General features: G+C 67.5%; 15 protein-coding genes and 1 other RNA gene. 6 read left to right on the plus strand and 10 right to left on the minus strand.

The window, feature by feature from the left end; translation table 11 throughout:
• Positions 1-22 precede the first annotated feature (22 nt).
• From GTW51_RS02150 to GTW51_RS02170, 5 genes are all read right to left on the minus strand, one after another.
• Positions 23-133, minus strand: coding sequence for a DUF2065 family protein (locus GTW51_RS02150; RefSeq protein WP_163042215.1), 111 nt, complete (start codon positions 131-133; stop codon positions 23-25).
• A gap of 71 nt (positions 134-204) precedes the next feature.
• Entirely contained in the window at positions 205-1,428 is a 1,224-nt protein-coding gene (hflC, locus tag GTW51_RS02155) for an SPFH domain-containing protein (protein ID WP_163042216.1), read from the minus strand.
• Positions 1,428-2,624, minus strand: coding sequence for an FtsH protease activity modulator HflK (hflK, locus tag GTW51_RS02160; RefSeq protein WP_163042217.1), 1,197 nt, complete (start codon positions 2,622-2,624; stop codon positions 1,428-1,430). Before hflK ends, hflC begins: the two co-directional genes overlap by 1 nt.
• Positions 2,625-2,810: 186 nt before the next feature.
• Entirely contained in the window at positions 2,811-3,368 is a 558-nt protein-coding gene (locus GTW51_RS02165) for a dihydrofolate reductase (protein ID WP_343033873.1), read from the minus strand.
• Positions 3,365-4,159 carry a thymidylate synthase gene (locus GTW51_RS02170; protein ID WP_163042218.1) on the minus strand — a complete coding sequence of 265 codons (795 nt, stop codon included), beginning with the start codon at positions 4,157-4,159 and terminating at the stop codon, positions 3,365-3,367. The genes GTW51_RS02165 and GTW51_RS02170 overlap by 4 nt, the downstream gene beginning before the upstream one ends.
• A gap of 213 nt (positions 4,160-4,372) precedes the next feature.
• On the opposite strand from GTW51_RS02170, the gene ssrA reads away from it, so the two are divergent.
• The 4 genes from ssrA to GTW51_RS02190 all read left to right on the plus strand — a co-directional run bounded on the left by ssrA (position 4,373) and on the right by GTW51_RS02190 (position 5,850).
• Positions 4,373-4,731: a transfer-messenger RNA gene (gene ssrA / locus GTW51_RS02175) on the plus strand.
• Between the two features lie 59 nt (positions 4,732-4,790).
• Positions 4,791-5,381, plus strand: a complete 591-nt coding sequence (locus GTW51_RS02180) for an SspB family protein (RefSeq protein ID WP_163042219.1) — start codon at positions 4,791-4,793, stop codon at positions 5,379-5,381.
• 8 nt (positions 5,382-5,389) lie between these two features.
• Positions 5,390-5,635, plus strand: a complete 246-nt coding sequence (locus GTW51_RS02185; protein WP_163042220.1) for a DUF4169 family protein — start codon at positions 5,390-5,392, stop codon at positions 5,633-5,635.
• Positions 5,632-5,850 carry a ribbon-helix-helix domain-containing protein gene (locus GTW51_RS02190; protein ID WP_163042221.1) on the plus strand — a complete coding sequence of 73 codons (219 nt, stop codon included), beginning with the start codon at positions 5,632-5,634 and terminating at the stop codon, positions 5,848-5,850. The genes GTW51_RS02185 and GTW51_RS02190 overlap by 4 nt, the downstream gene beginning before the upstream one ends.
• Before the next feature lie 26 nt (positions 5,851-5,876).
• Here GTW51_RS02190 and GTW51_RS02195 read toward each other — a convergent pair whose 3' ends face one another.
• Complete coding sequence (locus GTW51_RS02195) at positions 5,877-9,785, minus strand: AsmA family protein (RefSeq protein WP_343033904.1); 3,909 nt, start codon at positions 9,783-9,785, stop codon at positions 5,877-5,879.
• Positions 9,786-9,934: 149 nt separating this feature from the next.
• Positions 9,935-11,344, minus strand: a complete 1,410-nt coding sequence (locus GTW51_RS02200; protein WP_163042223.1) for an FAD-binding oxidoreductase — start codon at positions 11,342-11,344, stop codon at positions 9,935-9,937.
• Between the two features lie 109 nt (positions 11,345-11,453).
• Between GTW51_RS02200 and GTW51_RS02205 the strand changes: the two genes are divergently transcribed.
• Complete coding sequence (locus GTW51_RS02205; RefSeq protein WP_163042224.1) at positions 11,454-11,945, plus strand: thioesterase family protein; 492 nt, start codon at positions 11,454-11,456, stop codon at positions 11,943-11,945.
• 23 nt (positions 11,946-11,968) lie between these two features.
• Here GTW51_RS02205 and GTW51_RS02210 read toward each other — a convergent pair whose 3' ends face one another.
• The 3 genes from GTW51_RS02210 to GTW51_RS02220 form a co-directional block, all read right to left on the minus strand.
• Complete coding sequence (locus GTW51_RS02210) at positions 11,969-14,368, minus strand: putative bifunctional diguanylate cyclase/phosphodiesterase (RefSeq protein WP_163042225.1); 2,400 nt, start codon at positions 14,366-14,368, stop codon at positions 11,969-11,971.
• 14 nt (positions 14,369-14,382) lie between these two features.
• Entirely contained in the window at positions 14,383-14,886 is a 504-nt protein-coding gene (locus GTW51_RS02215) for an oxidoreductase (RefSeq protein ID WP_163042660.1), read from the minus strand.
• A 154-nt stretch (positions 14,887-15,040) separates the two neighbouring features.
• Positions 15,041-17,608, minus strand: coding sequence for a cation:proton antiporter (locus GTW51_RS02220; protein WP_163042226.1), 2,568 nt, complete (start codon positions 17,606-17,608; stop codon positions 15,041-15,043).
• Positions 17,609-17,846: 238 nt separating this feature from the next.
• On the opposite strand from GTW51_RS02220, the gene GTW51_RS02225 reads away from it, so the two are divergent.
• Entirely contained in the window at positions 17,847-18,275 is a 429-nt protein-coding gene (locus tag GTW51_RS02225; protein ID WP_163042227.1) for a hypothetical protein, read from the plus strand.
• Positions 18,276-18,343: the final 68 nt, after the last annotated feature.

Genomic DNA, 18,343 nt, shown 5'->3' on the forward strand with positions numbered 1-18,343 from the left:
CACGTGCCGAAGATATCGGCGGTCAATGCCTTGCGAGCCAGACGACGCCCACGCCGAGCACCATGGCAGCCAGGCCGCCGGTGCGCATCGTCGTGTCCGGTATGGTCAGGATTTGCCGTACCATCTCCCTCATCGGACCGGGAACAGGCAGTCGGCGCCGCCCTCGATCACCATGAGGAGACCCGAGGGCGACGACAAGATCGCTCACTGTGTGGCGGCAGCCGGCGCCGTTCCGGAATTGAACTCGGAGACGTCGGCGCCGCCGATATCACCGGTCGTAGCCGCTGCTGCCGGTGCTTCTGCGGCAGGCGCCGAAGTCGCTGGCGCCGCCGCCTCGTCCGAACCGGGATCGGCGAGCGGATCGATCGCCGCCGGCGCCGCGGCATCGCCCGTTGCAGGCGCATCGGCCGATGCCGGCGGAACCGGGATCGTCGCGGCGTCGGTGCTTTGAGCCGGCGCCTCGCCCGTCTGCGGTGACGCAGGCGCCGCAGCTTCCGGCCCGGCGGGCGCAGCGCCCGGCCGGCCGGTCGAGGCCGCTGCGCCGCCCATCGTGCCGCCGTCGGTCTGAAAGTAGCGGAAGAACTCCGAGTCCGGCGACAGCACAAGGGTCGTGCCCGAGTTGGCCAGCGAGTCGCGATAGGCCTGCATCGACCGGTAGAAGTCGAAGAACTCGGGGTTGGCACCGAAGGCGCCGGCGAAGATGCCGTTGCGCTCGGCGTCGCCCTCACCCTGGAGAATTTCGGCATCGCGCTGGGCGGCCGCTACGGTCTCCACCACTTCACGGTCGGAACCCGCGCGAATCTCCCGCGCCGCCACCTGGCCTCGGGCCCGAAGGCGCTCGGCTTCCGCCAGTCGCTCTGCCTGCATGCGCTCGTAGGTCTGCTGCGAGACCTCCTGAGTCAGGTCGGTGCGTCGGATCCTGACGTCGGTCAGTTCCAGGCCGAGCGACGCGGCGTCCGGCCGGATCTGGTCGCGAACCTGCCGCATCATGTCGCCGCGCTCGGCCGACAGGGCCGCCTCGAAGCCGCGCAGGCCGTAAACCCGGCGAAGCGCCGCATCGAGACGAGTGCGCAGGCGCTGCTCGGCCTGCGGAATAGAACCCGAGACCGACTGCAGGAAGAGTGCGGGATTGGCGATATTGTACACTAGGAACGCATCGACTTCGTAGAACTTGCCGCCCGAGACCTGGACGCGGATGTCGTCGAGGTCGAAGCGCAGCAGCCGATCCGGCATCTTGCGGACATTGTCGGCGCCGGCGAAGGAGAACGGCAGCTTGAAATAGAGGCCCGGCTCGGACTCAACCCGCTGAATCTCGCCGAAGCGCACGACAGCCGCCTGCTCTTTTTCGTTAACGATGAAGATCGAGTTCCAGGCGAGCAACAGGACGACTGCGACCGCAATCAAGACGCCGTAAAAACGGTTGGCCATCAGTTCGCTCCCGTCTGCGGGTTGGTTGCCGCGGTGCCCGGCGTCGCCGTTGCCGGAGGACGGTTGGCGCCCTGAGTCTGGGCGGCGCCTGGCGCCTGGCGCTGGAGCTCGTTCAGCGGCAGATACGGAAGCACGCCCTGCTCGCCGGTGGCACCGCGCTCCATGATGACCTTGTTCGAGCCGCGCATCACGCCTTCCATCGTCTCCAGGAACAACCGCCTGCGCGTCACGTCCGGCGCCTGCTCGAATTCCGTGAGGATCGACGAGAAGCGCTGCGCCTCGCCTTCTGCCTCCTGCACGACACGGCTCTTGTAGGCTGCGGCATCCTCGCGAATCTGCGCCGCCTCTCCGCGTGCCTGACCGATCTGCTGGTTGCGGTAGCGGTTCGCCTCCTCGATGAAGCGATCCTCATCCTGCTCGGCGCGCTGGACCTCGTCGAACGCGTCGGCGACCTGGGTCGGCGGCGCCGCGTCCTCGATGGAGATCGCGTTGATGCGCAAGCCCGTGCCGTATTCGTTCAGCGTGTCCTGGGTGATGGCGCGAACCTCTTCGGCGATGCCGGCGCGGTCGTCGCGGAAGACGTCCTGAACCGGGCGACGCCCGACGACTTCGCGCATGGCGCTCTCGGAGACCTGCTGCAGCATGGCAGCGGGATCGTCGACGTTGAAGAGGAAGTTCTGCGGATTGTCGATCTGGTAGAGGACGGCAAACTGCACGTCGACGATGTTCTGATCGCCGGAGAGCATCAGACCGGAGGTCTCGCCCTGCTGACCGCTGCCCAGGGTGATCTGGCTTTCGACGACCTGAACCGTCTCGACCGTCTCGAGGGGCCAGAACATGAAGTGCAGGCCCGGCTCCGACAATTGCTCTTTCGGCTTGCCGAACAGCATCTCGACGCCGACCTCGTCGGCCTGAACCGTGTAGACCGACTTGAACAGCCAGAGCACGGCGAGGCCGGCAACGATGAGCAACGCCCACCCAGCCATGCCGGCCGTGCTGCCGCCGCCACCACCGCCACCACCACCGCCGCCGGGGATGGCGCGACGCAGCCGGTCTTGGCCCCGCCGCAGGATATCCTCCAGATCGGGAGAGCCGCCGTTGTTCGGACGGGGCTGCTGCGGGCGCTGGCCCCATGGGCCGCCTCCGCCGGCATTACCCTTCCAGCCGCCATTGCCGGTCTGATTGCTCCAGGGCATCGATATCCTTCCAGATTTCGCGAGATGGACGCGGGGGACGGTCCTCCCTTCCCCACATCGGATCCATTACAGCCCTTATAAGAACTGACAAAACTGCTTTCAACGCGGCCGCGACCATTTCGCTCCGCCGACACCTGCAGATGGTGAACGCCGCTATCGGCGCAGGGCTGGCTGCGGTCGGTCGATTCAGCCCTCGAACGAAGCCGCTCGAGCCACCCGGCGTTCGAAAACGATGAAGCGGCACGGCGCGCTGTCGCGCTCCCCACGCTCGGCGGGCTCGTCTAACACCTTCTCCCAAAGGCCCGGATCGATCGGCGGGAAGAACGCGTCGCCCTCCGGTGCTGCGTCGACCTGCGTCACCAGCAGGCGGTCGAGCCGGTCCATGAAGGCGCGGTAGATCTCGCCGCCACCGGCGATCACGATCTCGTCGGTACCGCGTGTTTTTGCGCGCTCCCTCGCCAGCGTCAGTGCCGCTTCCGGCGAATCGGCGACGATCGCGCCCTCGAACGGCACGGTCGGGCTCCGCGTCAGCACGATCGTGTCGCGACCATCAAGCACCCGGCCGATCGATTCCAGCGTCTTGCGGCCCATGATCATCGGCTTGCCCATGGTCAGGCGGCGATAGCGCTTGAGGTCGCTCGGCACGTGCCATGGCATCGCCCCTGCGCGGCCGATGACGCCGTTCTCGGCCATCGCGACGACCGCGACGAGGGCCGGGCGCGCAAGGATGACGTCGTCGTTCACACCGCCACCTTCGCCTTGATATGGGCGTGCGCCTCGTAGCCCTCGAGCGTGATGTCGTCGAAGGCGAAGGCGAAGAGGTCGGTGACGGCCGGATTGAGCTTGAGCGTCGGCAATGGCAGTGGCTCACGGGTCAACTGCAGCCGCGCCTGCTCGAAATGGTCGGCGTAGAGATGCGCGTCGCCGAGCGTATGAATGAACTCGCCTGGCTCCAGCCCGGTCGCCTGCGCCACCATCGCCGTCAGCAGCGAATAGGAAGCGATGTTGAAGGGCACGCCCAGGAAGATGTCGGCAGAGCGCTGGTAGAGCTGGCACGACAGTCTGCCGTCGGCGACGTAGAACTGGAACAGGCAGTGGCAGGGCGGCAGCGCCATCTCGTCGACCAGCGCCGGGTTCCAGGCCGAAACGATCAGCCTCCGCGAATGCGGGTTGCTGCGGATCTGCTCGACCACCCTGGCGATCTGGTCGATATGCCCGCCCTGATAGTCCGGCCACGAACGCCACTGCGCCCCATAGACCGGGCCGAGTTCGCCGTCGGCATCGGCCCACTCGTCCCATATCCGCACGCCGTTGGCGTTGAGATAGGCGATGTTGGTGTCGCCCTTCAGGAACCACAGGAGCTCGTAGACGATCGACTTCCAGTGCAGCCGCTTGGTGGTCAGCATCGGAAAGCCGGCCGACAGGTCGAACCGCATCTGGTGGCCGAACACCGAGCGCGTGCCGGTGCCGGTGCGGTCCGGACGGTCGGTGCCGGTCTCCATGACGCGGCCCAGGAGATCCAGATACTGACGCATGCAGGTGATTCCCTCCGGCGACAGGCCGGCATGTTCGGGCCGATGCCCTGGCCGATTTTGGTGCAACGACACCGCCGCGAAGACGCCATGAGCGACGAGCCGGGTGCGGTGTTACCGCAGGCAGCGAGCCTGCCGATGACATTGGTGCCGGGCGGCCACGCCACCGGCGTATCCGGACGACCTTGACCGATTCCTGTTGGCTTCGGAAGTCCTGCCCTTTTCACGGCAGGCAGAGCACCTTATATTCCGTTCGCTGGCTTCGGTCAGCTACGGCGATAAACGGCCGATGTAATAAGCCTTTCGGACCCGGGGGCGGTACCCGGCGCCTCCACCTGGCTTCATCGTAGTGTCACGATGGGGCCAGGCGGGGGCGAAATAGGATCGACGAGGGTGTAAAAATCGGACTTTCGCTCGGAATGGTACCGCCGTTATCGGGCCGTTTTATAGTTGCAAACGACAACTATGCGGAAGCACGTCTCGCAGCGTAAGCTGCGCGAACGCTTCAATTCAAGTCCTGGGGGTTCGCACTTCTAGGCGGGGCTCGGAGGCGCCTGGCAACAGAAGCCTCCACTTTTTTATGATGCGTGCGGCACGGCCGGCGGATCCGCACAGGTAAGTTCAGGACACCGCAATGGGCCAGGATCTCATCCGTTACGATGTTCTCGCGCAGGACGCGCTGCGCGGCGTGATCCGCAAGGTCATCGGCGAAGTCGTCAAGACCGGGCTGCCGGGCGACCATCATTTCTTCATCACCTTCCTGACCTCGGCGCCCGGCGTGCGGATTTCCTCGCGACTGCGCGAGAAATATCCGGAACTGATGACGATCGTGATTCAGCACCAGTACTGGGACCTGCAGGTCAACGACACCGCCTTCGAGGTTGGCCTTTCCTTCTCCGACATTCCCGAGCGCCTGCTCGTGCCGTTCAGCGCCATTCGCGGCTTCTATGACCCGGCGGTGAATTTCGAGCTCGAGTTCGACGTTCGCGGCATGGATGCCGCCAACGAGCAGCCGGAACTCGTCGGCGAGGAAACCGGCGAGCCGGCCAAGCCCCAGTCGATCGCCCCGGCCCGTGCCGCCAAACCGACCAAGCTGCCCGGCAAGGGCAAGGCGGCTGCTGCGGCCGGCAACAAGTCGGACGAACCGGTCGATTCCGATGGCAATCCCGCGTCGAAGAAGGAAGCTGAAGTGGTTTCCCTCGACGCCTTCCGCAAGAAACCCTGAGTCTTTCGATGGCCGATATCGTCAACCTCCGGCGCGCCCGCAAGGATCGCCAGAGGCTGGCGGCCGAACGTCAGGCCGAGGACAACCGCGTGCGCCACGGCATGCCGAAGGCTTTGCGCCAGACGGCCCGGATCGAGGCCGCGCGGCAGGCGCGCGCGCTGGACGGCGCGGCGCTCGCGCCGGAACGGACTTCTCGGCCGGCATCTTCGACCTCCCCTGACGACCCGGCGGCCGAGGAGCCGCCACCGCAATGATCACCAAGCGGTCCGTATCGATCCGGGGCCACGCCACCTCGATCAGTGTCGAGGACCGGTTCTGGGAACGATTGCGGATCATCGCCGGGGAGCGCGGCCTGTCACTGGCGGCGCAGATCGCCGAGATCGACGCGGCCCGTCGGCCCGGTACCAATCTTTCCTCCGCCATAAGGCTGTTCATCCTCGACGAGGCGCTGGCCCGTCTCGAAGGCTGAAGCCCCGGATCGCTAAAATCCCATAATCAGAAGCGCAGCGGATCCTGCACACCGGGCAGGAAATTGTCGTCGTCCTCCGGCGGTGGCGCCCCCGACAGCGGGCGGTCGAAATCGAGCGCCTGCCCGGCTGCAGCCGGCGGCTGGGGCGCGGCCGGCTCCGGCGCCTGCCGGCGCTGCTGCTCGGCCGCGGCTGCTGCCTCCGCCTCGCGCTGCCGGGCCGTCTCCGCCGCTCGCTGCCGCTCGGTTTCAGCTTCCGAAGCTGCTGCGGCGGCTGCCTCGGCCGCTGCAGCTGCCGCCGCAGCCTCGGCCGCGGCCTGCCTTTCGGCCTCTGCCGCCGCTTCGGCACGCTGGCGCTCGGCTTCCTCTTCCGCCTGTCGGCGCTCTTCGGCGACCCGTGCTGCCTCGGCCTCCTGCCAGCGATAGAACCGCGCCTCGCGGCGCAGGCGCAGCCGCTCCTGCAAATTCTCCTGCATCGCCTCGACCCGCGCCTGCTCGCGCTCGAGTGCCCGCACCGACAGATAGTTGGTGAGCGCCGCGGTATCGATCGACAGGGCGGGCGCCGCCAGCGGTCCGTCCAGCGAATAGGCGATCGAAGGGTCGGCGCCGGCCACCCGGTCGTCGCCGGCATCGACCAGCAGCGAAAGATCGCCCGCGACCGTCAGCGCCGCAAGATCGAGACTGCCGGCCAGCGACAGCGTCGCCTCGCCCTGGCGCAAGGTGACGGGGGCAAAGCGGACGGTGCCGGCCGCGACGGAAAACTCCGTCGCCAGTTCGTCGGCGCGGAAGCGCTGCCCGGCGGACAGCGCGGTAAGCGCCTCGTCCGTGTCGTCTTCGGGCGCGAACCCCTCCGCATCCGCCGCCGCGAGCAGCGGGGGAAGCACCGTCTCGGGGATGTTCGGCAACGCGATGTCGCGGGCGGTCACCCGCCCTGCCCCTGTCAGGCCCGAGGCCATCGCGGCATAGGACTGGCCGGTTCCCTCGATCCGGATCTCGCCGCCGAGCGTTGCATCGCTTTCTCCGGCAACGAGCGCCGGCCAGAGCGTTTCGAGATCGATGTCGTCCGAGCGGGCTTCCAGCGAAAGGCCGCCGATGCCGGCGGCGTTGCGCAGTTCGAGGCGTCCTTCGAGCTTGCCTCCGAGGCCGGTAGCGGCCGCCTCGTCGAGGGTGAGCGTGCCGGACGATCCGGCGACCGTCGCGGAGAAATCGGCCAGGACCGGACCGCCGAGATCGAGAAAATCGCTCTGAAGCGCGACCTGGAACGAGGCCTCCGGCAACCGGCTCGGGCCAAAGGCGGTGCTCGGCCAGCGGGCTTCGCTGCTGCCTTCGTCGATCCCGCGTCCATAGACGAGTTCCGCGAGCCACGGCAGCGACAGGCTGCCGAATCGGACGTTACCGGTGAAAGCCCCACCGTCCGCCTTTGCCAGGTTCGCGCCGATATCGGTGCCGGCGACGGTGCCCGACACGGCGTTCAAGGCCCAGTCACCCCCGCCGTACACGATGCCGCCACTGACATCGAGCGGGACCGAGGCAAGACCCTGGGCGAGGTCGACGCCGGTCGTCAGCAGCCATGGCGACGCGTCCTCGCTCTCGATATACACCGACGCCTCGACGCCGTTGATCCCGGCCGGGGTGACCTCGACGACCCCGTCGAAGCTGATTTCGCTGCCCGGCGCCCGCAGCGTCGCGGTGGTGACGACCGGCCCCGTTGCTGCCGCCGAGAGCGACAGTTCCGCCTCCAGCGGCGACGGCGCAGCGATATCGATGGCTGCTATGCCGAGTTGCTCCAGCAACACGGTCGGCCGGTCGTTCTCCAGCCGCAGGTCGACGCCGAACCGGCCGCTTTCCTGGCGCGCGTAAAGTCCGTTCTCGATGGCGGAGGACAGATCGATCTTGGTGCCGTCGGCAGTGCCGTCGAGGCGGACGAAAAGGGTGGGCCGGCCGCCATCGCCGCCTTCGATCGTGCGGACTTCGCCGGCCAGCGCAATTGGCGCCAGCCGATCGGCGCGGCGTCCGAGCGCTTCGAGCAGCGGCACGCCCGGAAAGCGCGTCTGAAGCAGGCCGATGAACTCTTCCGGCGCATCGGATGCCAGGGTGACGGCAAGCTCGCCGGCCGCAGCGCCGGTCAGATCGGTCAGTCGGCCGGCGGCGGTCAGCGATGCGCCGGCAAGCCCGGAGACGTCCAGCGTCTCGACGGCGAGCGTCTCGCCGTCATAGACGACGTCCGCCTCGATCCGGTCCGCCGCGGCGTTCGCATAGCTGACGGGACCGGCATTCAGCGACACGTCGAAGCGGTTGGCGGTGGCGAGCGAGTCGGCGCTGCCGGTGAGCAGCCGCGACAGCGCCTGCAGTGCGTCGAGATTGACCGCGCCGCCAGAGAGGTCGGCGGCGATGGTCGTTTCCTCCCCGGTCCTCGAGCGCTCCAGACGTCCGGCCAGCTGGTCGCCGCCAATGTCGATCTCGAGATCCTCGAAGACCTGCCGCTCGGTCGTCAGCTCGGCACTGGCCGACAGGCCGGCACGGCCGAGCGTGCGGATCGCCGGATCGACAGCGCCGCTCAGCCAGTCGGCAAAGCCCGATGGCTGCTGCGAGGCAAGCAGCAGATCGCCGCGAAAGCTGAAGGCTTCGTCGAGGCCGACGATGCCGTCCGCCTCGAGCCGCGTGCGGCCCGGCAGCTCGGCGGTAAAGCGCGGCAACGCCCAACCGTCCGCCGTCGGACTCGCAGCAAAGGCGACGTCGCGGATCGTGGTGTCACCGGCCACCACAACCGGCAGGCTGATCTCGATGGTCCCCGCCATGCCCGGCCGGGGAATCTCCGCCAGCACCCGCCGCATCGCCTCGACCCGCTGGGCAAGGGCCAGCGCCGGCGCCGCTTCCGACGCCGCGGCACCCGCCTCGCTGGCGACCTGGTCGACATTGACCTGCTCGCCCTCCAGCGCCAGCGAGAAGCGCGGCACACCGGCAAAGCTCAGCCGGCCTTCGCCGGTCAGGAGATAAGGCTGCTCGCTGCTGCCCGCCTGCAGCCGGATGTCCGTGAACGCGGCGGTGCTCGGCGATAGCGTGATCGCGCCGGTGGCGCGCAGCGGCAGCGTCGCAGCAACGGCCATTTCGGTCTCCGCCACCACGGCCGGCTGGAACGGGTCGTTCGCTCCGGCGACCGCTGCTTCGGGCGGCTGCCACGGCCGGGTCAGCCGCGCCGTGCCCTCGAAGCGCGGCAGGCCCGCTTCCATGCGCGCCGCCCCGTCGAGGACGATCTCCGCGGCGAGCGAACCGTTGGCGACCTCGACATGCAGCGGCAGCCCGCCATCCGCCTGCAGGGTTCCGGTCGAGACGCCGAATGCGACCGTCTGGCCATTCGTGCGGAACGTGCCGCGTCCGTCGAGGGGACCCGCCAGCGACGTGGCCGACAGCGTGGCGTTGAGGTCGGCGAGCTCGTGGCGGCGGCCGGTCGAACCCTGCTCGATGACCACCGTCCCGTCATTGATCGAGACATTGTCGAGAACGACCGTCGCGCCGGACGGGATTGCCGGCTTCGCCACCACCAGGTCGACGCCGCCATCCGGCCGGATCGGCAGGCGAAGCTGCGGCCGGTCGAGGGTCATCGAATAGATGAAGATCTCGCCCGACAGATAGGGCGCGAGTTCGGCGTCCATCCGGAAGCGATCGACCGTCATCAGGGGTGCGCCGGCCTCGCTCCTCACCTCGACGTCCTCGAAGGTCACCGAGGGAAACGGCAGCAGGCGCGCCGACGCATCGCCGCGCACGACGACGTCCCGGCCGAGGATCGCCGAGGCCTCACGCTCGAAATCGGCACGATAGGCGGTCCAGTCGATGAAGATCGGTGCCACGAGCGCCGCCACCAGCGCGAGCACCAGCAGACCACCGAAGAAGACGAAGGCTCTGACCAGGTTTCGGCTCCTTTCTTCAGTTGCTTGGATCGCGCGCGATCGCTCGCCGTCTCAGCTGCGCGGGCGATGATCGCCGCCTGCGCTTGCCCTGCCCTGACCCGCCGTGGCTGGCAGGCTTTGCTGCCGTGCAACCATGACCGGAACAGACCGGCCCTGTCGAGGCCAAGAACCCGAATAGATCAGGGTAAGATCTTGCCGGGGTTGAGAATATCCTTCGGATCGAGGGCCATCTTGATGGCCCGCATCACGTCGACCGCATCGCCGAGTTCGCGGCGCAGATAGGCTCGCTTGCCCTGGCCGACGCCGTGTTCGCCGGTGCAGGTGCCATCCATGGCGACGGCTCGCTCGGCCAGCCGGGCCATGAACCCTTCCGCCGCCGCGATCTCGCGCGGATCGGCGACGTCGAGCAGCAGCGTCGTGTGGAAGTTGCCGTCACCGACATGGCCGACGATCGGCGCCAGCAGCCCGGACGCCTCGATGTCGGCCTGGGTCTCGGCAATGCATTCGGCGAGCCGCGAGATCGGCACGCAGACGTCCGTGGCGATCGCCTTCGCCCCCGGCCGCAGCCCCTGCGCCGCCCAGTAGAGGTCGTGCCGGGCCTTCCACAGTTTCGCCCGGTCCTCGGCCCGCTCGGCGCTGCGGAACGGTCCGCCGCCATGTTCGGCGGCGATCGCCGCGAAGAGTTCCGCCTGTTCGGCCACCCCGGCAGGAGAGCCGTGGAACTCCAGAAACAGAGAAGGCCGTGCCTCGAGGTCGAGCTGCGCATAGGTGATCGTCGCCTGCATCGACTGGGTGTCGAGCAGCTCGATGCGGGCGACCGGCAGGCCAAGCTGGATCGTCTGGATCACCGCATTGCAGGCGCTGTCGACGTCCGGAAACGGGCAAACGCCGGCAAGGATCGTCTCCGGGATGCCGTAGAGCTTCAGGTTCAGGCTGGTGATGATGCCGAGCGTGCCTTCCGAGCCGACAAGGAGCCGCGTCAGGTCGTAGCCGGCGGAGGTCTTCTTGGCGCGCCTTGCAGTCCGAATGACGCGCCCGTCGGCCATCACCGCCGTCAGGCCGATGACGTTGTCGCGCATCGTGCCGTAGCGCACCGCGTTGGTGCCCGACGCCCGCGTCGCCGCCATGCCGCCGAGGCTGGCATTGGCGCCCGGGTCGATCGGGAAGAACAGCCCGGTGTCGCGCAGATACGCGTTCAGCGCCTCGCGGGTTACACCCGGCTCGACGACGCAGTCGAGATCTTCGGGGTGCACCGCCAGCACCTTGTCCATGCGCGAGAGATCGAGCGAGATGCCGCCTTGCGGCGCGTTGATGTGGCCTTCCAGTGACGAACCGGTGCCGAAGGCGACGATCGGTGTCGCGTGGTCGCCGCAGATCCGCACGATCTCCTGCACCTCCGCCTCGGTCTCGGCGAACACCACTGCATCCGGCATCTGGTTCGGCAGGTAGGTGGTGGAGTGGGCGTGCGCCCGCCGCACATCTTCGCCTGTGACCAGCCGCTCGCCGAATCGCTGCCGCAGGATGGCGACGGCACTGCCGATCCCGCCCCGCTTGACCGGCCGTTCGGCGAGTATGTCCTGAAGCGCCATGGTTTCTTCCTCCGTCGCCAGTTCTGCGTATCGGCCGAGGCCGCTTGCCGCAACGCCCCGCCTCTGGCTTCTAGCGGGTAGGACGACGACCCGACAATGCGAGACCGCGATGACCGAAAGCCTCCCCGCCCCGTTCCGCTCGGACCTCATGGCCCTGGAGCCGGCGTGGATCGACTATAACGGCCATCTCAACCTCGCCTACTACCACGTGCTGTTCGACCGGGGCATCGACGGCCTGTTCGATGCCGTCGGGCTGGGCGAGGCGTATCGCGCGGCACGCGGCATGACCACCTACTCGGTCGAGACCCACGTCTGCTACCTGCGCGAGGTGCCGCCGGGTTCGCTCGTCAGGGTCACCGCGCAGATCGTCGGACTCGACGCCAAGCGCCTGCACATCTTCCAGGAGATGCTGCACGAGGACGGCTGGCGCGCCGCGACGCTGGAAGGTCTCAGCCTCTCGATCGACCAGCGCGGCGACAAACCGAAGGCCGCAGCTTTCCCGGGGGATGTCTACGAGCGCATTAAGGCGATGGCGGCGGAACACGCGCAGCTGCCGCGGCCGGACCGTATGGGGCGTAGCATCGCGATGGCGCGCGACTAGCCCTGGAAAGTCGCCCGCGGCGCTCAGTGCCCTTGACCGGCCAGCAACGTCTGCGATGGCCCGGAATCCGGCGTGCCGTCCTGCGGCATGCCGGCGCCGACATGGCCCAGTTCGCTGGCTGGCTTCGGGCGGCCAAAGAGGTATCCCTGCATGTGAGTACAGCCGAGCGCCTGCAGGCAGGCATATTGCGCCTCGGTCTCGACGCCCTCGGCGGTGGTCTCCATGCCGAGACTGGCGCCCAGGCTGATGATCAGCTGCACCACGGACAGGGCCTCGGGCCCAGTGCTCAGGTCGCGAACAAAGGACTGGTCGATCTTGATCGTGTCGAAGGGGAAGCACCGCAGATAGCTGAGCGAGGAATAGCCGGTACCGAAATCGTCCATGGCGATCCGCACGCCCAGTTCCTTGAGCTGGTGCAGCGTCGAGAGGGTCTGCTCGCTGGCCGCCAGCAGCACCGATTCGGTGATCTCCAGATGCAGCCGGCCCGGACTGATGCCGGCCGCTGCCAGTGCAGACATCACCATGCGAGAAAGCGTGGCACCGCGAAACTGCACAGCAGACAGGTTCACCGCCACCGTGAAATGATCCGGCCAGCCGGCCGCCTCCTGCAAGGCATGCCGCATGACCCATTCGCCCAGGGCGTCGATCAGGCCGGTGTCTTCGGCAACCGGGATGAACTCGGCGGGCGAAACCCATCCGCGCGTCGGGTGTTGCCACCGCATCAGCGCCTCGTAGCCGCAGATGCTGCGCGTCGCGGTGTCGAGCAGCGGCTGGTAGTGAACTGAAATCTCGCCGCGTTGCAGGGCGGCGCGAAGATCCGCTTCGAAGGCCTTGCGGACCAGAAGATGGGCATCCATCGCCGGCTCGAACAGTCGCGCGCGTCCCTTGCCGTCGGCCTTGGCCTGGTAGAGCGCCAGGTCGGCGCGCTTCAACAGGTCGTCTGGATGCCCTGTCTCCTCGGCATGGTCGGCGATCCCGACACTGACGCCGATGTCGATCTGCTTGCCTTCGAAGGCGTAGGGACAGGACAGGAAGGCGATCAGGCGCCGGGCGAATTCGAGGTTGGCTTCGGCTCCGTCTGCGGTCTCGTCGAGCACCGCGAACTCGTCACCGCCGATCCTTGCCGCCATCCGTTTCGCCCCCGTGCTGGATTGCAGTCGCTTGGCGACGACCTTGAGCAGCTCGTCGCCGGCATGGTGTCCGAGCGTATCGTTGACGTCCTTGAAGCCGTCCAGATCGAGCAGGAAAACCGCTGTCCTTCCTTCCTCGCCCTGCGATCGCGCGAGCGAGGCATCGAGGCGCTCCTGAAATAGCGTGCGGTTCGGCAGATCGGTCAGCGGGTCGTGATGCGCCATGTGGGCGATCCGCGCCTCGGCCCGTCGCCGTTCGCTGATGTCCTCGTAGGTGGCGAGCCATCCGCCATCGGGTAACGGCTCGTGGGATACCGAAAAGGCCCTGCCGTCCTCCAGTTCCTGGGTGAAAAGGGCGCCGCGCTTCTGCTTCACCAGCGGCCGCTGCCGGGTGCTGATTTGCTGGAATGCGGTTGGGTATGCCCCGACGGCGCTGCGTTCGATGATCTCTTCGGTGGTCGCGCCGGAGAGTTCGTCCTCCGGCAGGCCGGTCAAGGCCGCGAAACGCTCGTTGAACACCGCGAGGCGGCCGCCGCGATCGAAGGTGCACAGCGCCTGGGACATGTTCTCCAGCGCCGCGTCGAAGCGTTCGTTCTGCGCCTGCAGGCTGCGTGTCGTCGCCTGCAGGCGATCGGCGAGGTTGCGCAGGCGATCCTGGGCACGCGTCAGGAGCCCGTTCTGGCTGAGCAGCAGGACGATGAGCGCGACGCCGCAGAGGATCAGGCCGACGGCAAGCGCGGTGAACAGCCCGTGAAGTCTTTGCAGCGCCGTCTGGTCTTCGCCGGCAAGACTGGCGCCGTGGGAAGCGGCCTTCGCCGCCAGCGCCGTCAGTTGCGCATCGAGTGGCTCGAGGATCGCCAAAGCTGCGGTCGCATCCGCGACAGTGACCGGCGGATTGGCGATCAGGACCTCTACGGCCTGCAGAGCCTCTCGCAGATTACCGATCGTGGCGGCGTGGGACGGATCGCTTTCGATGAAATGGCGCAGGCTGCGCTCATGCCCGACCGACTCGGACTCGCTCTCGAACAGGTCGAGCCGGCTGAACATGATGTCGAGCCGCAATCGCAGTTCATCCGTGCTGACGTTCCGGCCGGGCAGCGCATAGGCCGCCAGCCGGTGCTCGAGGCGCATGAATTCCGAGACGCCCTGGCTGACCGTCCACGCCGCATTGTAGCGCGAGACATTGTGCAGGGCGGTCTGCCGCTCGACGATGACGTAGGACAGATAGATGGTCGCGGCCGCGAAGCAGCAGACCGTGGCTGCCAGGCACCATTTCAGGGTCCGGAGGGACATTGCCTGTGGCACGCCTATTCGACGACCAGCGTCCGGAGCTGCCAGGCGGACCGACTGAAATAGGTCTGGTTCTGCAGGTCGGGATCGCTGTCATACGGATAGACGATGAAGAGCGGACCGTGATCGCGCACTGTCATGTATGCGCCGTCCCGCTTGAGCGCGACGATGGGGGCGAACCGGGCAAAGTCGCTGATCGGGATGTCGGTGACGTAGTCGTTCAGCGCCGTCGCGGTGACGGTCTCGCCGCTTGCGCCGACCGCCGTCATCAGCGTTTCGAGCGGCACGCCCTCGAACCGCGTGACGCCGTCGCGCCAGGGCGTCCGCGTCTCGAAGCTGACGGTGCCGAGCGCCTCGAGCATGGCGCGGTCGAACTGCGCCGTGCCATCGACATTGGTCGATGCGATCTTGCCGGAGACGGTCAGGATGGTTTCGCCGGTCGGTGTCCCGAGCGTCTCGGCTTGTGCAGGTGTGAGCATCGCGAGCACGCATGCCGCGATCAACGCCCTCGACGGGCTGATCTGCACGGGCCATCTCCTTGGATTTGCCAAAACGAAATGTCTCTGCAACCCCAGGCTATAGCATTTCGGCGCTAAGAGCACGTGAACAGACACCACGGCATTTTCACGGCCCGAAAAACCGCCTTCATCTTCCGCTGGATAACGGCAGCAAAATTCAGTCCGAGGCCGGCACCAGTTCGCTTTTTGCCCGCCGCGTCTCGTCGGCTGCCTTGTCCGAGGCTCGTTCGGCGGCAGCGACGCGATGCCCGGCATTGTCTTCTTCCCGGCGCAGGGCGGTCTTCTCGATCTCTTCCCGCACCTTCGGATAGGCCTTGAGGAAGCGGTCGAAATCCTCCGCGGCAAGCACCAGCACGTTGCAATAGGTCAGCGCCACGACGTCGGCGCCGCGTGGCCGACCCGTCAGGAGCGCGATCTCGCCGAAGAACTCGCCCTGCCCGAGCGTGATGGTCTGGTCCTCGCGCCGTACCTCCACGACGCCCGAGGCGATGAAATAGAGGCCGGCCGGCAGATCGCCCTTGCGCGCGAGATAGCCGCCCGGCAGCACGATCCGCGGCTTGAGGCGCCGCGCCAGCCGCTTCACCCGCTTCTCGTCGAGATGGCGGAAGATCTCGAGCGAGCGGATCATGTCGAGCGTGTTCAACTTCAGGTCGAGCTGCTTTCTTTTCCGCAGCGGCCCGCGCACCAGTACCGCGCGGCGAAGATCCTGGTGGATCTCGAGCGCCAGGATGCCTTCTTCGAACAGATCGTCGAAATGGCTGAGTTCCTGCTGCTCGCCCAGCTGCGACAGGAACTCCTCCTCCACCGCCGTCGCATATTCGGGATACTGCTGGCGCAGCGCCTGCAGGGCATTGTTCGCCGCCTCGTTCCGGCTCTTGACGATCTCGGTGAGGATCGCGCCGATGCGCTCGCCGAGCAGCGGCGCGATACGCTGCGGAATGTATTCGAGCAGCTCCGTCGTCAGGAGACTGAGAACCAGCAGCGTCTCGAACCGGCGGATCAGCCGCCGCGTCAGGAAGCGGTCGATCGAGAAGCGGAAATGCAGGACGTAGGCGATGCGGAAGCCGCGGCCGTATTCGAGGCTGTCGCGGGCTGCCCGGTTGTAGCCGACGCGCCCGTCGCTCCGCGCCCCTTCGACCAGGCGCTCGGCATGGCTGAGCATGGCCCCGACCGCGTCGACGGCGATCGTGCCCCGGCCGTGATGCTGCAGGATCAGCTCCTTCTCCCGCGTGGCGAGCGCGATCAGGCCCAGCGTGACCCGCTGCCGGTCGGTCAGCACTTTCTCGATGTCGAGAGTTGATGCTTCCTCGATCCGCGAGCCGTAGGTACCAATCACCGCTCCACTCGCCTCGGTGTTGAGGCCATAGCGCCGGGCCGTCAGCTCCAGCGTGTCCTTAACCTCGGCAAGGGTCAACGCGAGCACCTGGTTGCGCACGGCGCTGTCGACCGGGGAAAGCCTGTCGAGCTTCAGCCAGTGGATCACCCGGTGCAGGGTCAGGCCGTTGACGAAGAGCGTGAACAGCACGAAGCCGGTCGCTGTCACCGCGACGAAGCGCTTCAGCTCCGGCTCGACGAAGGCGTTCTCGGTGACGACGAGTGCCAGCGCGAGCGTAACGGCGCCGCGCAGGCCACCCCAGAAGATCGTCACGCTGTAGGGCAGGCTGACCGGCCGGGCGGCGCCGATGGCGCTGAGCGCCGGCAGCACCAGGAAGAGGACCACGGCGCGGGCGGCGAGAGCTGCCGCGACGGCCGTCAGGACGATGAGCAGATCCTGGAACCGCACCTCCGAAAGGATGCGCGGCACCAGGATGGCGGCGAGCAGGAAGACCAGCGATCCGGCCCAGAAGCCGATCTGTTCCCAGACGTCGCGCAGATAGCGCCAGTTGCTCGGCGCGATACGCGCCGGGACCATGGCGGACACGGCCAGGCCGGCGACCACGACCGCCACCACGCCGGAGACCCCGAAGAACTGGTCCGACAGGATGTAGATCGTATAGACGGCGCCGAGCGTCAGCGTGACCTCGGCCGAGCGGATGCCGCCGATCAGCGGCAAAGCGAGGCTGAGCGCATAGCCGCCGACGAAACCCGCCAACGCGCCGCCGAGAAAGGCTGCACCGAAACGCATGAGCCCGTCCCAGGCCTCCAGCGGCTGGTTGGAGACGATGACCGTGAGGAGCAGCGAGAACAGTGCGATGGCGGCGGCGTCGTTGAGGAGGCTCTCGCCTTCCACCAGCCGGGTGAGCCGCGCCGGCGCGCCGAGTTCGCGGAAAATCGCGACGACGGCCGCCGGATCGGTCGTCGCCACGATGGAGCCGAGCAGCAGCGCGGCCACCAGCGAGATGCCGAACAGCACGTTGAGGCTGAAGCCGATCACCGCCGCCGCCAGCACCACGGCGAGCACCGCCAGCACCAGGATCGGCACCGCATCGTCCACCACTCGCCGCACGTCGATCATGATCGACGCCTGGAAGAGCAGCAGCGGCAGGAACACGTAGAGGAAGATCGAGGAGCGGACCGGCAGGTTCACGATCGGCGAGACGATTCCGTTGAACGCGTCGGTGGCCGACGTCTGCAGCAGGAACGCCGCGACGAAGCCGAGCGCCACGCCGACGCCCGCCAGGAGGATGGTCGACGGCAGCTGGAAGCGAGCCGCGACAGGCTGCAGCGCCGCGACGATCAGCAGCAGGCTGGCCACTACGAGAATGATCGCCGCGACGTCGAACAAGAGCGTGCCCTGCGTTAGGATTGACCGGCGGGGGGAGCCTCCGCCCGACGGACCGAAGCGATGGGGATTCGGCAGGATCCAACCATAGCAGCAGGGCCGTTCCATGGCGCAAAGGCCGCAGGTGCCCGTCCGCCGAATTTTGCCGTCGGCGGCAGCCGCTCCCGGACGGCTGCCGCGATTCGACAATTGATGAATCTTCCGTTAATCGCCGCCGCTCGCCACAAATGATGAGGATCGCGTGGGCAAATCGAGAGCGGATGCGGCGCTGCGGCTGGGCCTCCTGGTCGACCGGTTCTACTGGCTGCAGGAATCCCGGCAGCAGACCGCCCGACGCGACGGTCAGGTGCTGGCGGCCACGCTGGGAGGCACCGCGCTGTTTCTCGCCGGCCCTGCCCTCGGCTTCGGCACGGCCGGCCTCGCATGGTTCGCGGCCGTCGTCATCGTCGGTGCGGCGGCATACGTTCTAGCGACGCTCGATCGCCGCGTGCGAACGCTCGACTGTGCGGCGCGCGCCGAACGGGAGCTCGAGGATGCCGGCTTTGGGGTGCACGCCGGCGTCGTCCACGACCGGCACGGCCATGTCGTCATACGCCCATCCGGCCTCGCCTTCGCCTTCGATACACCGAACCCGCGTATCACCGGGCTGTCTCGTGGCACGCAGGTCTGAAACCAACGCCTCACGGGCCGGGACTACGTCGGTGGTCGCTGTCCCGCAGGCTATCGGGGCCGTTGCGC

This window comes from Aurantimonas aggregata (genome assembly GCF_010500835.1).
Taxonomy (GTDB): Bacteria; Pseudomonadota; Alphaproteobacteria; order Rhizobiales; family Rhizobiaceae; genus Aurantimonas; species Aurantimonas aggregata.

What these genes read in the sequence shown, in the direction of transcription:
- GTW51_RS02150 (WP_163042215.1), bottom strand. Translation starts at nt 133, where the DNA reads ATGAGGGAGATGGTACGGCAAATCCTGACCATACCGGACACGACGATG.
- hflC (WP_163042216.1), bottom strand. Translation starts at nt 1,428, where the DNA reads ATGGCCAACCGTTTTTACGGCGTCTTGATTGCGGTCGCAGTCGTCCTG.
- hflK (WP_163042217.1), bottom strand. Translation starts at nt 2,624, where the DNA reads ATGCCCTGGAGCAATCAGACCGGCAATGGCGGCTGGAAGGGTAATGCC.
- GTW51_RS02170 (WP_163042218.1), bottom strand. Translation starts at nt 4,159, where the DNA reads ATGCGTCAGTATCTGGATCTCCTGGGCCGCGTCATGGAGACCGGCACC.
- GTW51_RS02180 (WP_163042219.1), top strand. Translation starts at nt 4,791, where the DNA reads ATGGGCCAGGATCTCATCCGTTACGATGTTCTCGCGCAGGACGCGCTG.
- GTW51_RS02185 (WP_163042220.1), top strand. Translation starts at nt 5,390, where the DNA reads ATGGCCGATATCGTCAACCTCCGGCGCGCCCGCAAGGATCGCCAGAGG.
- GTW51_RS02190 (WP_163042221.1), top strand. Translation starts at nt 5,632, where the DNA reads ATGATCACCAAGCGGTCCGTATCGATCCGGGGCCACGCCACCTCGATC.
- GTW51_RS02200 (WP_163042223.1), bottom strand. Translation starts at nt 11,344, where the DNA reads ATGGCGCTTCAGGACATACTCGCCGAACGGCCGGTCAAGCGGGGCGGG.
- GTW51_RS02205 (WP_163042224.1), top strand. Translation starts at nt 11,454, where the DNA reads ATGACCGAAAGCCTCCCCGCCCCGTTCCGCTCGGACCTCATGGCCCTG.
- GTW51_RS02210 (WP_163042225.1), bottom strand. Translation starts at nt 14,368, where the DNA reads ATGTCCCTCCGGACCCTGAAATGGTGCCTGGCAGCCACGGTCTGCTGC.